11 protein-coding genes are annotated in these 14,389 nt (G+C 64.5%); 3 read left to right on the top strand and 8 right to left on the bottom strand.

What is annotated here, in order from left to right; translation table 11 throughout:
* Nucleotides 1-37: 37 nt before the first annotated feature.
* Nucleotides 38-709, bottom strand: coding sequence for a carbohydrate-binding family 9-like protein (locus C477_RS16685; protein WP_008895703.1), 672 nt, complete (start codon nucleotides 707-709; stop codon nucleotides 38-40).
* A gap of 882 nt (nucleotides 710-1,591) precedes the next feature.
* A complete protein-coding gene (locus C477_RS16680; RefSeq protein WP_049914619.1) occupies nucleotides 1,592-2,530 on the bottom strand; it encodes a dihydrodipicolinate synthase family protein in 939 nt (312 codons plus the stop codon).
* A gap of 219 nt (nucleotides 2,531-2,749) precedes the next feature.
* Between C477_RS16680 and C477_RS16675 the strand changes: the two genes are divergently transcribed.
* Genes C477_RS16675 through C477_RS16665 form a run of 3 tightly spaced genes read left to right on the top strand, consistent with a single transcriptional unit; the run spans nucleotide 2,750 to nucleotide 5,420 of the window.
* Entirely contained in the window at nucleotides 2,750-3,937 is a 1,188-nt protein-coding gene (locus C477_RS16675; RefSeq protein WP_008895701.1) for a UxaA family hydrolase, read from the top strand.
* On the top strand, nucleotides 3,934-4,254 hold the full coding sequence (locus tag C477_RS16670; RefSeq protein WP_008895700.1) for a UxaA family hydrolase: 321 nt from the start codon (nucleotides 3,934-3,936) through the stop codon (nucleotides 4,252-4,254). The genes C477_RS16675 and C477_RS16670 overlap by 4 nt, the downstream gene beginning before the upstream one ends.
* Entirely contained in the window at nucleotides 4,251-5,420 is a 1,170-nt protein-coding gene (locus C477_RS16665; RefSeq protein WP_008895699.1) for a UxaA family hydrolase, read from the top strand. Before C477_RS16670 ends, C477_RS16665 begins: the two co-directional genes overlap by 4 nt.
* 121 nt (nucleotides 5,421-5,541) lie before the next feature.
* Here C477_RS16665 and C477_RS16660 read toward each other — a convergent pair whose 3' ends face one another.
* From C477_RS16660 to C477_RS16635, 6 genes are all read right to left on the bottom strand, one after another.
* Nucleotides 5,542-7,743 carry an ABC transporter ATP-binding protein gene (locus tag C477_RS16660; RefSeq protein WP_008895698.1) on the bottom strand — a complete coding sequence of 734 codons (2,202 nt, stop codon included), beginning with the start codon at nucleotides 7,741-7,743 and terminating at the stop codon, nucleotides 5,542-5,544.
* A 1-nt stretch (nucleotide 7,744) separates the two neighbouring features.
* Nucleotides 7,745-8,863: an ABC transporter permease gene (locus tag C477_RS16655; RefSeq protein WP_008895697.1), complete on the bottom strand. Its 1,119-nt coding sequence runs from the start codon at nucleotides 8,861-8,863 to the stop codon at nucleotides 7,745-7,747.
* On the bottom strand, nucleotides 8,860-9,852 hold the full coding sequence (locus C477_RS16650; protein ID WP_193366270.1) for an ABC transporter permease: 993 nt from the start codon (nucleotides 9,850-9,852) through the stop codon (nucleotides 8,860-8,862). Before C477_RS16650 ends, C477_RS16655 begins: the two co-directional genes overlap by 4 nt.
* A gap of 186 nt (nucleotides 9,853-10,038) precedes the next feature.
* Entirely contained in the window at nucleotides 10,039-10,233 is a 195-nt protein-coding gene (locus tag C477_RS16645) for a hypothetical protein (RefSeq protein WP_008895695.1), read from the bottom strand.
* An 80-nt stretch (nucleotides 10,234-10,313) separates the two neighbouring features.
* Nucleotides 10,314-12,128, bottom strand: a complete 1,815-nt coding sequence (locus tag C477_RS16640) for an ABC transporter substrate-binding protein (RefSeq protein WP_049914618.1) — start codon at nucleotides 12,126-12,128, stop codon at nucleotides 10,314-10,316.
* 242 nt (nucleotides 12,129-12,370) lie between these two features.
* Nucleotides 12,371-14,185 carry an ABC transporter substrate-binding protein gene (locus C477_RS16635; protein ID WP_008895693.1) on the bottom strand — a complete coding sequence of 605 codons (1,815 nt, stop codon included), beginning with the start codon at nucleotides 14,183-14,185 and terminating at the stop codon, nucleotides 12,371-12,373.
* Nucleotides 14,186-14,389 lie beyond the last annotated feature (204 nt).

Genomic DNA, 14,389 nt, shown 5'->3' with positions numbered 1-14,389 from the left:
TCACAACCGCAGCGGTGCGCTCGAGCCATCGACGCCGCTACTCGAATCGAATCCGACCGAAGTACTCCGGCGAGTGGTAGTCCGGCTCCGGTTTTGCGATCGGGTTCCACGTCGCCTTCTGTGCGGTCGGGACGCCACTCCGGTAGAAGTTTCCGCGCCACTCTGTCCCCGAAGTCGGCGCGAGGGTCACGCCGGTGAGCGCCTCGAGCGTGTCGAAAGGGATAGCGGCGGCGAGCCACCACTCCTTGTCGTCCGGCTGGGGATCTTTCGTCGGGCCGGGAACGGACGTCTCCACGTCGACGGTCGCGGCGACGTCGCTCGAGACGAGATTGCGGCCGATTCCGCGCGCTTCCCAGTCGCGTTCCTGCCAGGCGAGTTTGAACTGACCACAGCAGTTGGGCTCGAAGTTGAAGTACCGCGAGTCGTCGTCCGGGGTCGGATCGGCGAAGAACTCGACCGAACTGTCTCGGTAGGTCGGGCCGTTGAGTTCGGTCACCGAGGCGGCGATGTCGGTGTCCTCGACTTGATACTGCAGATAGATCGCTCGGTCGTCGTAGAGAGCCCGCCCCGTCGTGAGGGGTTTCGGCCCGCCGTCGTGCCAGGAGAATTTGTCGATGCGGAACGCAGCCGCGTCCGCCCAGGGCGTCCCGGAAACCGTTCCAGCAAGGGGAACGTCGACCGTCGTTCGATTGACCGTGTACTCCTTCATGCACGGTCACCGTTGACCGGTTCGGTGATAAATCCGTGCGATCGCCCCCATAACGGCGCTCGACACACCCCTCCCGAGAGCCCGTCGAACCAGCCAAGTAGACGAAACGAGTACGGAGCGGCCTCGAGACCGCCGTCGGATGAGCATCAACGCACCGGTGGTCGGCGATAACGGGTTCGAGTTCCGCGAGTTCCAACCGTTCATCGCGTCGGTCGAAACGCCATCAGCCCCAGTGGACCGTTCCGGGCCCGTTCGCATCGGTTTCTTCGCTCGATTCGACGTCGTCAGGTAGTTCTCGACGAGTTACCGGGGAGAGTCGTTACGAACCGGGGTCGTGATGGGTTCTCACACCGGGAACAATTACACTCGTACTGTTGTCAAAAGTGGAGGTGGGAATATGCGAGTTGGTGGCAAACGACCCGAATCGAGGTCGAATCGAGCTCTCGTGTGGAATTTCTCGACGGCGATACGCGCGGTAACTGCACGAAGAGGGCCTAATACTGCGGATTCCCGATACGCGAATTCAAGTTGCCGAAGACGCTGTCTCGAATCAGAAGTGGTGACCATCGACGCATCGAACTCGTCGGCTCGAGACGGCAGCTACCGGCCAGTTCTGCGGATACGTCGCCGGAGACGAGGAATAGTGGCTCTCTTCGGCGGCGACCGGTGGGTCGTGCGGCCATCATCGTGTGAGTCCGGATGGAACCGGGCGTGTCAATCGCGACAGAATTTGTTCCCTTCTACGGAACTAACTACTGATGATCGATCCCGAATGCCGTGGGAGCGACTCATACTCGTCCGGTGAACGACTCTGTTAGCTGCGAAATGGAGGCGCTTGGAAATGCGGTACTACCAACCGCTGTTCGCTTCGGGGATCTCGAGTTAGTTGATGAGGGATTCGATGTCGTCCTCGAGTTGGTTGTAGAGCCGTTCGGCCTTCCGCTCCTCTTCAGGCTGGAGCGTGCGGATCGGTTCGCGGACGTTACCGCCGTGGAGGCCGGCGAGTTCGAGCCCTTTCTTGACCGCCGAGACGCTGATCGCGCCGGCGATCGCGTTGTCCTGCCCGGTTTCGTCCCGGAAGTTCTGGAAGGGCAGACAGATGTTCCGGAGTTCGCAGGCGCGCTCCCAGTCGCCCTCGGAGAGCGCGTCGAACAGTTCGAGTCCGATCTCTGGGCGGAAGTTGCTGACGCCCGCGGAGAAGCCCTCGGCGCCCTCCGCCCAGTACGAGACGGCGTAGGGTTCCGCGAGACCGTCGACCCAGACGACGTCGTCGGCGCCGGCCTCGACGGCTGCGCCGAGCTTGACCGGATCCTTCAGCGCGTACTTGATCCCGACGACACCGTCGACGCGGGTGAGGCTGGTGAGATAGTCGACGGACGGATCGAAGCCGCGGACGTAGGGGACGAGCGGCGACTCCGTCACGGACGCAAGGTCGCGATAGTACTCCAGCAGCCCCTGTTCGTGGAGATATGTGTGGTCCGGCGGCATGATCATCATCGCGTCGACGTCGATGCGATCGTACGCCTCAATCAGTTCCATGGCGTTGTGCGTGCTGCCGCCGACGCCTGCGAGGACGCAGGCGTCCGACGGGAGCGCCTCGACGCTTGTCTCGGCGACGTCGACGCGCTCACTCGCCGACAGCGAGTGGTACTCGCTGATGTTCGCGGTCGCCAGAAACGTCCGGATCCCCTCGTCGTACAGCTCCTGTGCGTTTTCCGCGATTTTCTCGTGTTCGATCTCGAGGTCGTCGTCAAACGGCGTCAACAGACCGACAGCAACGCCACGGAGACGGCTCCGTACCTGCTCGGCTGGCAATGACATAGCATTTCGATGTATTGCGAATAATATAAATCCATCGCCTAAAGCCGATCTTTCGCGACTGGTTTCGGTCGAGGACGGCGGAACGAGCCTTCACAGCACCCTCGAAATCGCCAATTGCTCGGCGACGGACGATAGCCGTCAGCCTCTCGGAGCGAGCGCCGGGACGGGCCGTCGGACGCTCGGCAGAAGAATAATGCCGATTCCGCTGGAAGAACGCGTATGGAAACGTTTTCCGGGTACAGACGTGCCGACGGACGGATCGGCGTCCGAAACCGGGTCGCCGTCCTGCCGACGTCGGTCGCGGCGAGTGCGGTCGCCGATCGGATCGCGGCCGACGGCGGACCGCGCGTGACGGCGACGCCCCACCAGATGGGAACCGAGCAGCCGGAGCCGGCTCGCAGACGCACCGAACGAGTGCTCGCCGGAATCGGCCGCAACCCGAACGTCGGCGGCGCGCTCGTGGTCGAACTGGGAACCGAGGCCGCCGGCGCATCGGCGATCGCCGACGAAATCGCGGCGGGCGACACGCCGGTCGAGACGCTGTCGATTCGCGACGCCGGCGGCACGCGCGCGGCCATCGACCGCGGCCGCGAGGCCGTCGACGCGCTCCTCGAGGAGGCAGCGCGCGCTCGCCTCGAGAGCGCGGACGCGAGCGAACTCGTCTTCGGCGTCGAGTGCGGCGGCAGCGACGCCACCAGCGGGATCGCGGCCAACCCCGCGGTGGGAAACGCCTGCGACCGGCTCGTCGAGGCCGGCGGAACGAGCTGCTTCAGCGAGACGCCGGAGTTCATCGGCGCCGAGCACGTCCTCGCGGAGCGCTGCGTCGACGAATCGGTCCGCGAGCGACTCCTGGAGTGCGTCGACAGGCGCGAGTCCGTCGCCGACCTGATGGGCGTCGACCTCAGGGGGACCCAGCCGACGCCGGGCAACCAGGAGGGCGGGCTGACGACCATCGAGGAGAAGAGCCTGGGCGCAATCGCGAAGGGCGGCACGACGCCGATCCGCGACGTCGTCGACTACGCCGATCCGCTTCCAGTCGGCGGCGGACTGGTCGTGATGGACACGCCCGGCTACGACGTCGAGAGCGTCGTCGGCAAGGTCGCCGGCGGCGCGCAGGTGATCGCCTTCACCACCGGCCGCGGCAGCACGACCGGGAACCCGATCGCGCCGGTGATCAAGGTCACCGGCAACCCCCAGACGTCGGATCGAATGGCGACCAACATGGACGTCGACGCCAGCACGGTCCTGGACGGCGAGTCGGTCGAGGCCGTCGGCGAGCGCGTCTACGAGACGCTGCTGTCGGTCGCCGACGGCACCCGAACCGAGGCCGAACGTCGCGGGATGGCCGAGTTCGCGATCAACGAACTCCAGCCGCGGGAGCTGGCGTCGCTGGGTGATCCGACGTGAAGGGCGTCGTGCTCGACGACGCGGCGGTGCTGCTGGCCGACGGCGACACCGTTGCGACGGCAATCACCGACCTCGAGGCCGGCCGCACTATCGAAACCGAGGACTTGCCGGACGATCGAACGGTCCTCGAGGTCGCCGAACCGATCGCGTTCGGCCACAAGCTCGCCGTGACGGCGATCGACGCCGGCGAGCCGATCGCCAAGTACGGAGAGGTCATCGGTAGCGCCACCGAGCGGATCGAGCCGGGCGAGTGGGTGCACACCCACAACTGCGAGAGCAACCGCGGCCGCGGCGATCTGGCGGAGGGATCGGCGTGACTCGAGAGCGCGACGCCGACGCGGAGACGGACTCGGCGACCGGGAACGCCGCGGCGACCGAACCCGGCGCGGGAACCGGATTCGAGGTCTACGATCGGGACCGCGACGGCGTCGGCGTCCGGAACCGCGTACTGGTGGTACCGTCGGTCATCTGCTCGCACACGGTCGCCGACCGGATCGCCGACGCGGTTCCCGGCGCCGTGAGCGCGCCCCACGACCACGGCTGCGGGCAACTGGGCGACGACAGCGAGCGGACCGAGCGGACGCTGGTCGGTGTGGCGGCGAATCCGAACGTCGCCGGCGCGCTCGCCGTCGGACTCGGCTGCGAGACGGTCCAGAGCGACCGCCTCGCCGGATCGATCGCCGACCGGGGGGTTCCGGTCGAGGAGATCGCGATCCAGCGCGAGGGCGGTACCGACGCGTGTCGCGAGGCGGGGATCGGTCGCGCGACGGCCCTCAGGGCGCAGGCCGAGACGGAGCGCGAGCGGGTCGGTCTCGAGGCGGCGACGATCGGCGTCGTCAGCAGCGACTGTCGGCCCTCGTCGCTGGAGTCGGCGGACCCGCTCGTCGGCCGCGTCGTCGAGCGGATCGTCGACGCCGGGGGCCGCGCCCTGGTCGCGGGCAACGAACGGATCCACGCCCATGTCGGCGCCGTTCGGGAGCGGGTCGCCACGGCCGACGCGCGGGAGCGCTTCGACGGCGTAACCGACCGCGCGTACGACTCGCCGGCGGCTGTCACCGCGACGCGAAAGCGCGCCGCGGACGCGACGCCGGAGCGGGTGAGACGGCTCTGGGGCGACCGACCCGTTCGGGACGTCCTCGAGTACGGAGAGCGGGCCGCCCACGAGACCGGCGTCGCACTGGTCGACGCGCCGTCGGCGTTCGACGAGGCGGCCACGGCGCTGGCCGCCGCCGGCGCGCAGGTCGTGATCCACGTCACCGCCGACGGGATCCCCACCGGCCACCCGATCGTTCCGGTGCTCACGGTCACCGGCGATCGCGACACGTATGCGGCGCTGCGCGACGATCTCGACGCGTTCGCCGGCGAAACGACGCCCGGCGAACTGCTGGCGACGCTGCGAGGGGTCCTCGACGGCGAGCCGACGCGTTCGGAGCGCCACGGCGTAACGTCCTTTGCGATCACGCGCGTCGGGCCGTCGATCTGAGGCGAGACGAGGCGAGGAGCGGCTCCTCTCGGTCAGTGAATCGGCGCGAAAACCGGCGCAGAACGAAAAGGTCGATCGAACGGTGGACGGCTATTCTCGAGCCGAGACCGTCCGACAGCGGTCAGTCGTCGCCCTGTGCGACCAGTTCGTCCTCCTCGGTGATCGACTCGCTGTCCCAGTACTCGTGGTCGTCCAGGACGCGGAAACACGCGGCCTCGTGTAAGTCGTCGTCGGGAATGTCGAACGCCCCCGGGTCCTGTTGCCGACAGACCTCGCGGGCCTTGGCACAGCGCGTGTGGTAGCGACAGCCGCTCGGCGGGTTCGTCGGGTCGGGAATGTCGATCTCGCGGATCGGCGACTCGTCGTCGTCGTTGTCGGCGCCGAGTTCCGGCGTCGCCCAGCACAGCGCCTTCGTGTAGGGGTGCTGGGGGTTGTGGATGATCTCGTCCGGCGGGCCGATCTCGACCAGCCGGCCGAGGTAGACGACGCCGATCCGACCGCCGGTCTTCTCGGCGATGTACCGCGCGTTCGAGAGGTCGTGGGAGACGAACAGGTACGATGTGTTGAACGTGTCCTGAAGCTGGATCATGAGGTCCATCATCTCGACGCGCAGGGAGACGTCCAGCGCGCTGACCGGCTCGTCGGCCATGATCACGTCGGGGTTCATCAGCATCGCACGGATCAGCGCGACGCGCTGTTGTTCGCCGCCCGACAGCTGGTGAGGGTAGCGATCGATGTAGTCCTCCGGCGGCGACATCCCGACGTGCTCGAGCAGGCTCAGGATGCGCTGCTTGCGGTCGTTCCCGTCGAGGTCGTCGTTCCAGCGCTTGAGCGGGGCCTCGAGGCTCGCCTTGACGCGGCGGTGAGGGTTCAGGGCGCTCCCAGGGTCCTGGTGGACGATCTGGAGCGATCGGCGGATTTCGTCCCACGAGATCGAGCCGTCGCCGTCGCCCGCCTTGACGTCCCAGATGTCGTGACCGCGGTAGTTGACGCTGCCGCCAGTCGGCTCCTGGAGCCCGACCGCCGTCTTCCCCAGCGTGGTCTTGCCGCAGCCGGACTCGCCGACGAGGACGACCACGTCCCTCTCGTAGATATCCATCGAGACGCCGTCGACGGCCTCGACGACGTCGGGCTCGTCGAACATGTCGAGGAAGCCCTTCTCCTTCTCGAAATGGACCTCGACGTCGTCGAGCGAGACGACCGGCTCGGCCGACGCGGTCCGCGAGGCCGTGTCTCCCTTGCCGATCTTCGCCGACTCGGATCCGGTGTCGATCTCCTTGAGGTCGTACGACATCGGGATCTCCTCGCGGGCCGACTCCCAGTGGTGACAGTGGGAGACGTGGCTCCCGCCGGCGTCGTACGGGCCGGGATCGACGTCCCGACACTCCTGGGTGGCCAGCGGACACCGCCTGTGGAACGAACAGCCCGACGGAACGTTCACCGGGTCCGGTGCCGACCCCTCGACCGGCTGCATCGTCTCGATCGGTGCCTCGAGGTTCGGCGTCGATTTCAACAGGAGTCGCGTGTAGGGATGGGCGGCGTTCTCGAGGATCTCGCCGGTCGGTCCGAGTTCGACGAACTCGAAGGCGTAGAGGACGCCGATCCGATCGGCGATGTCCGCGACCAGCGGCAGGTCGTGGGTGATGAAGACGATCGTCAGATCGTACTCCTCCTTGATCTCCTGGATCAGCGAGATGATCGACCGCTGCATCAGCAGGTCCAGCGCGGCCGTCGGCTCGTCCATCACCAGCACCTCCGGCTCGAGCACCAGCGAGAGCGCGATGAGCGCACGCTGTTTCATCCCGCCCGACAGCTCGTGCGGGTAGGAATCGAGGACGCGATCGGGGTCCAGATACAGGTCCTCGAGAATGCCCTCCGTCCGTTCTATCCCCTCGTCGATATCGTAGTCGTGGGCGTCGAGCGTCTCGACGAAGTGGGTTCGGATCTTGCGGACGGGGTTGAACGAACTCATCGCCCCCTGGAACACCATCGAAATCTCCTCCCAGCGGAGTTCCTTGAGCCCCTGCTTGTCGAGATCGAGGATGTCGATCGGGCTGCCGTCCGGGGGGTGGTACGTGATGTCCCCGTAGAGGACGCCCGGGTCGACGATCGCGTCGAGCAGCGCCGACGCGAGCATCGATTTGCCGCTGCCGCTCTCGCCGACGACGCCGAGGATCTCGTTTCGCTCGATATCCAGGTCGACGTCGTCGAGAACGCGCGATTCGCCGCGGTCCATGTCGAACGTGACGGACGCGTTGCGGATCTCGAGGATCGAATCGCCTTGTTTCGGTTCGGGTTGGTAGTCGGTTTCGGAAACAGTCATGTTAGACACCCATCGCATCTTGCGTCTGCGTTTCGCCGTCGCCGTCGCCCTCGACGTCGGCGGTCGTCTTCTCGTGTCGGGCCCGGACGCGGGGGTTGAACACACGGTCTAAGGACTGCCCGAGCAGGGTCAGTCCCACAGAGATGAACACGATCGCGAACATGGGGACCAGGAACCAGTGGATCGCGTCGGGACGGGCGTGCGCGTTCGCCCCGTAGGCCTGGTTCAGGATGCTTCCCCAGTTCAGGTCCTGGAAGGGGAGGATCCCGAGGTAGTACAGGGCGACCGCTTCGAAGATGACCTTCCGACCGGCGTTCGTGAGGTTGATCACCACGAACGGCATCAGGTGCGGAACGATCTCCTTGAAGACGATCGTCGACGTCCCGATTCCCATCGCCTGCGAGGCCTCGACGAACGACTCCTCCCGGAGCGTGAGCATCTGCGATCTGATCGCCCGGGCGAGTCCGCCCCACGATGCGATGCTCAGCAACACGCCGATCGCGAACGGGTTGCCGAGAATTTGGTCGTCGAACATGAGTCCCAGCACCATCACGAGCGGGAAGCCGGGGATGTTGATGAACACGTCGGTGATCGAACTCAGGACCGTGTCGGTCATGCCGCCCTTGTAGCCGGCGATGGATCCGATGATCGTCCCGATGCCGACGGTGAACACCGCACCCGAGAGGACCATCTTGAGAATCGTCGACGTCGAGTGGACCGTCTGGGAGAGCAGGTCGCGTCCCTGGTTGTCCGTCCCGAGGGGGTACTCCATGGTCTCGAACGGCGCGGCGAGCGCTGGACCTTCGGTCACGCTCGTCGGCTCGACGAATAGCGGTCCGACGGTCCCCATCAACAGGTAGATCGCGACGATCGTGAAGCCGATTCGAGCGCGCCAATCGCGCCAGATGATGGAGATCGGCGCGTGGACGTACGCGTCGTATAGCTTGCGGTAGCGGTCGCGGCGCGTCTCCTCGTACTCGGAGACGACCTCGAAGGGCGTGCCGACGCCGCCGTCGGTCTCGATCCGCTCGTCGGCGCTCGCCTCGGAGTCGCTGACGATCGCGTCCTCGAAATCCATCCGTTCGTCGTCGTCCGTTGGTGTCTCTGAATGTCGCGTCATTGTGACCTCCGTGCTCGCGGGTCGACGTATCCGTAGGTCAGGTCGGCCAGCAGCAGGGCGATAACCATCGCCACCGTGATGACCATGAATCCGCCCATCATGAGCGGGTAGTCGCGCTGGTGGGTGGCGGACAGCATGTACCAGCCGACCCCGCGGTACTGGAACACCTGCTCCAACACGATCGAGCCGCCGAACATCTCGCCGATGCTGATCAGCAGCGTCGTGTACATCGGCAGGACGGCGTTGCGGGCGACGTACTGGGTGGAAATCGTGATGTCCGAGAGACCGCGGAGACGGGCGACGCGGAGGTAGTCCTCACCGAGGACGCGAATACTGTTCCCGCGCATCCCCAGCGAGGCGACGCCGGAGGCGACGAGCATGGAGAGGACCGGTAGTGCAGCGTGGGTGACGATACCGCTGATGTACGTCAGATTGAATCCCGGATCGGTAGCGATCGGCTGGCGACCGCCGGTGGGGAACCAGCCCAGTCGGTACGACAGGAAGATCAACAGGAGGATCGCGAGCACGTAGAACGGGATCGACCCCATCAGGACGGCGTACGACGTCAGCCCGATGTCCAGCTTTCCGCCCTCCCAGTACGCCATCAGCGCACCGATGGAAATGCCGATAAAGAAGCTGATGAACACCGCCCAGCTCAGGACGAACAGCGTCCACGGAAGGGCCTCCGCGAGGACGTCCACGACTGGCCGACTGTAGAAGACGGACTGTCCCAGATTCCCCTGCAGCGTTTCCGAAACGTAGGAAAGGTACGCGGGCAAGAGCGGCGCATCGGGATCGATAGTCATCCGGTATTCGACGAGTTCACGGGCCCGTGCCGGGTTGATACCCTGTCGGGCCAGTCTGGTAATCATTGCACCCATCATGTTCCCGGGCAACATCCGTACCAATGCGAATGAGAGCGTAATCACGGCCCACACCGTGAACACCGCTTGCCCGAGCCTCCTGATACGCCAGTCTATCGTTACCATAGTGGACGCGTATTTATTCAGAATCATTCATTATCAAGGTTTCCCATCGTCATCGGAATTTGATAGGAATCGGCAGGAACTCAGTACGAAAAAACGATTGTCTGTTCGATTGGACTATTTTCCACCGTCCCGACAGCTATCGGACTCCCAGTGGCAGCCGGATCGAACGCCGGTCACGACCGCTGACTAGAACGGATCCCAGCCGGTATAGATCACCGCGACGCTCGCGACGAGCGAGAGGACGACGGGAATGAGCGTGAGTACTGCGACGACGTACGGACCCGTCCCTGGCTCGAGGAAGAGAAACGAGAACCCGAGCAGTACCAAGAACAGGAAATTGACACCGAGAACGACTTGCGAAACGGACCGAAGGAATCCCATATGGGCTAGTTCGCCGAGACGCTCTTAAATCTTGGTCTGCGGGAACTATTGTCGTCGTCGCGGTCGGCGTCGACACGGCGTTAGCCGATGTACTCCATGCTCGCCTCGTCCGTCTTGGGGATGAGGTACAGCGCGTCCTCGGTCCCGTCGATGATGCCGTCGGGCGCGTCGAGTTCCCAGTTGTCGGCGTTGTAAGCACCGGCGTCAGGCTGGAACATCACTTCCATCTGCGGAACCGTTTGGTTCCACCACCACATCAGTTCCTTGTGGTACTGGTCGTCGTCGGTGACCTGCCACTCCCGGATGTGCTCCTCGACGTTGATCGTCTTCGTCCCCTCGGAGCCGTCGGGGTCGCCGACGGGCATCGGGATTTCCGCCTCGGGGTTGAAGTGAGAGATCGACTGGACCCAGTTCGGCACGAGGTCCAGCGCCCACAGCGCGCGGATCCCGTTCGCGGACGAACCGTCGGGCATCATGTCGTACTCGCCGTTCTGTCGGCGTTCGTCGAACGTCGCGTCGTCGACCTGCTCCTGGTTCGTCTTGATACCGAACTCGTTCAGATTGTCCTTGAGAACGCCGAAGTCCTTCCGCTCGGAGCCGTTCATGATATTGATCTCGAACTCCTCGCCGTCCGGCGTGTACCACTGTCCATCCTCGAGCGTGTAGCCCTCCTCCTCGAGGAGTTCGGCGGCGCGTTCGGTGTCGTTCTGGCCGTACTTGGTGAAGTCCTGGACCCAGTCCGCGGCGTCGTGGGAACCGCTGTCCAGCACGTTGCCGGGGACGCGACACGGCGCCCAGTCGAACATTCGGTTGACGCCCTCGAGGACCTGGGTGACCTGCTGTCGGTCGAAGACGTGACAGACCGCCTTGCGCACGTTCGCATTCGAGAACGGCGTGTCGTAGGAGACGTCGTAGCCGCAGTTGAACGTGAACAGCTTGTTCGTCGAGAAGCTCTCCTTGATAAGCGTGTGTCCCTCGGGAAGTTGGCTCTTGACGTCGTCCTCGACGGGGAACTGGGAGTGCGCGGCGTCGACCTCGCCGTTGGCGTAGGGCTGCGTCGGGTTGTTGTTCTCGTAGAGGTGGAACGAGTACTCGCTGAAGTTGATGTTGTCGGCGTTCGGGTGGTCCTCGTACTTCTCGAAGACCATGGCGTTGTCCCCGATATCGGCGACCTGGAACGGACCGTTCCCGTTCGCGTCCTCGAGCAGCGGGTACGACTCCGTCGTGAGTTCCTCGAGGATGGAATCCATTTCGGAGTCGTCGGCCTCCATGACTTGGCTGTGCCACTCGCTCCACTGGTCGTCGGAGGAGTTGGTGAAGATCCCGCGAGCCTCGTCGCCGACGAGGCCTGCGGTGGCGTTCTGGACTGCGACTGTCTCCGAGAGCGGATCGTGGAGATTGATCCGCGCTGTGTACTCGTCGGGTGCCTCGACGGACTCGAGGAACTGGTGCGGACGCTCCCCGTCCTCGGCCTGGTACTCGAGAATCGCGAGGGACATCTGCAGCTGCATGACCCAGTCCTCGGCGGTGAGGTCGTCGCCGTTGTGCCAGGTCCAATCCTCGCTGAACGTCATCTCCAGCGTGGTGTCGTCGGCCATCTCCCAGTCGGTCGCGATCAGCGGATAGACTGCGTCCTCCGCCGGGCTGTACATCACGGGCCGATCGAAGATGAGCGCCCCCGGATGCCACGTCCCGCGCTGGGTCGGCTTGTAGGGGTTGCAGTGACGCTGCGATGGCAGCGTCCCGCTCGTCTCCGCGTCGAACACTCGAAATCGATCTGTGCTACCGCTCCCACCCAGACATCCAGCAACGAGAGCTGTACCCCCCACAGCGCTGTATTTCAGGACATCTCGTCGGCTAGGACCGCTGTTCCGCCAGTTGTTACCCTCTGGCATACTCCCTAGTCATAGAAGGCGATATATATAATTAACCATTAGATGGTTTCCAGCGGCTGACGAGCCAGTTTATCACGCGCTCGATCGCTGCGGTCCGTCAGCGATCCGGACACGTTCGGAACCGGGGCCGACCTGCCGTCCGGCGTCCTTCGAACGAATTCGCGACGACGGGGACGGAGTCACCCCTGAAACCGAGCCGTCGATCATGATGGGGCGACGAAGGTTCGGGCGACGGACCCCGATCAGCCCGTGTACTCCATCGTCGCCTCGTTCATCTTCGGGATGAGGTACAGCGCGTCCTCGGTCCCGTCGATGATGTCGTCGGGCGCGTCGAGTTCCCAGTTGTCGGCGTTGTAGGCGCCGGCGTCGGGTTGATACATCGTTTCCATCTGCGGAACCGTCTGGTTCCACCACCACATCAGCTCCTTGTGGTACTGATCGTCGTCGGTGATCTGCCACTCCCGGATGTGCTCCTCGACGTTGATCGTCTTCGTCCCGCTCGAGCCCTCGGGGTCGCCGACGGGCATCGGAATCTCCGCTTCGGGATCGAAGTGCGTGATCTGCTGGAGCCAGCCCGGCACCAGATCCAGCGCCCACATCGCCCGGACGCCGTTGGCCGAGGAGCCGTCGGGCACGATGTCGAACTCGCCGTTCTGCCGGCGCTCGGAGAGCGTCGCGTCGTCGACCTCCTCCTGGTTCGTCGCGATGCCGAACTCGTTTAGATTGTCCTTGAGAACGCCGAACTCCTTCCGTTTGGTTCCCCCCAGGACGTCGATCTCGAACCGGTCACCGTCCGGCGTGTACCACTCGCCGCCGTCGCGCTCGAATCCCTCCTGTTCGAGGAGTTCGGCGGCGCGTTCGGTGTCGTTCTGGCCGTACTCGGTGAAGTCCTGGATCCACTCCGCGGCCTCGTGAGAACCGCTGTCCAACACGTTGCCGGGGACGCGACACGACGGCCAGTCGAACATCCGATTGACGCCCTCGAGGACCTGTTTGACCTGGTCGCGATCGAAGACGTGACAGACCGCTTTGCGTACGTTCGCACTCGAGAGGGGCGTGTCGTAAGAAACGTCGTGACCGCAGTTGAACGAGAACAGCTTGTTCGTCGAGAAGCTCTCCTTGATGAGCGTGTGTCCCTCGGGGAGTTGGCTCTTGACGTCGTCCTCGACGGGGAACTGCGTGTGTGCGGCGTCGACCTCGTCGTTGGCGTACGGCTGGGTCGGGTTGTTGTTCTCGTAGAGGTGCATCGAGTACTCGCTGAAGTTGATGTTGTCGGCGTTCGGATGGTCCTCGTACTTCTCGAAGACCATGACGTTGTCACCGATATCGGCGACCTGGAACGGGCCGTTCCCGACCGCGTCCTCGAGCAGGGGGTACGACTCCGACGTGAGTTCCTCGAGGAGGGTCTCCATCTCGGAGTCGTCGGCCTCCTGGAGCCGCTGGTGCCATTCGCTCCACTGGTCGTCGTCGTGTTTGGTGAAGATGCCGCGGCTCTCGTCGCCGACGAAATCGGCGATAGCGTTCTGAACCGCGACCGTCCCCGAGAGCGGGTCGTGAAGGTCGATCCGCGCCGTCCGCTCGTCGGGCGCCTCGGCGGACTCGATGAACTGGTGCGGTCGCTCCCCGTCCTCGGCCTGGTACTCGAGGATTGCAAGCGCCATCTGTAGTTGCATGACCCAGTCGTCGGCGATGAGTTGATCGCCGTTGTGCCAAGTCCAATCCTCGCTGAACGTGAACTCCAGCGTGGTGTCGTCGGCCATCTCCCAGTCGGTTGCAACGAGGGGATAGACCTCGTCTTTCGCCGGACTGTGGATAGCGGGGCGGTCGAAGATGAGCGCCCCCGGATGCCACGTCCCGCGTTGGGACGGGTTGAAGGGGTTGCAGTGACGCTCCGACGGCAGCGTCCCGCTCGACTGCGGGTCGAAGACGCGGAACCGATCCGTGCTACTGCTCCCGCCGAGACAGCCGGCAACGAGGGCCGTTCCACCCGCAGCGCTGTACTTGAGCACGTCTCGTCGATTCTGATCGCTACTCCACCAGCTGTTACCTTCCAGCATACTCGATAGCCATAGCAGTCAGGACACATATATTCAATGATTATTTTCAGTGATAGATGGCCGGTTCAGCAGCCGGTCGTCCGATACTATCCGGTAGTACCCGTACTCGTCCGAAGAGAGGACCGAACTGCTGGCGTGCGCGGAGTCGAGCGGGTTCGAATCGGAGGGGTGTGTCGACTCGAAACTGCGACCGATATACCGACT

This window comes from Haloterrigena salina JCM 13891 (assembly GCF_000337495.1).
GTDB lineage: Archaea > Halobacteriota > Halobacteria > Halobacteriales > Natrialbaceae > Haloterrigena > Haloterrigena salina.
This window is presented reverse-complemented; position numbering and strand designations above follow the sequence as displayed.

Excerpts from the sequence above, each read along its gene's own strand:
- C477_RS16660 (WP_008895698.1), bottom strand. The coding sequence starts at position 7,743 with ATGACTGTTTCCGAAACCGACTACCAACCCGAACCGAAACAAGGCGAT.
- C477_RS16685 (WP_008895703.1), bottom strand. The coding sequence starts at position 709 with ATGAAGGAGTACACGGTCAATCGAACGACGGTCGACGTTCCCCTTGCT.
- C477_RS16650 (WP_193366270.1), bottom strand. The coding sequence starts at position 9,852 with ATGGTAACGATAGACTGGCGTATCAGGAGGCTCGGGCAAGCGGTGTTC.
- C477_RS16680 (WP_049914619.1), bottom strand. The coding sequence starts at position 2,530 with ATGTCATTGCCAGCCGAGCAGGTACGGAGCCGTCTCCGTGGCGTTGCT.
- C477_RS16675 (WP_008895701.1), top strand. The coding sequence starts at position 2,750 with ATGGAAACGTTTTCCGGGTACAGACGTGCCGACGGACGGATCGGCGTC.
- C477_RS16645 (WP_008895695.1), bottom strand. The coding sequence starts at position 10,233 with ATGGGATTCCTTCGGTCCGTTTCGCAAGTCGTTCTCGGTGTCAATTTC.
- C477_RS16640 (WP_049914618.1), bottom strand. The coding sequence starts at position 12,128 with ATGCCAGAGGGTAACAACTGGCGGAACAGCGGTCCTAGCCGACGAGAT.
- C477_RS16655 (WP_008895697.1), bottom strand. The coding sequence starts at position 8,863 with ATGACGCGACATTCAGAGACACCAACGGACGACGACGAACGGATGGAT.
- C477_RS16635 (WP_008895693.1), bottom strand. The coding sequence starts at position 14,185 with ATGCTGGAAGGTAACAGCTGGTGGAGTAGCGATCAGAATCGACGAGAC.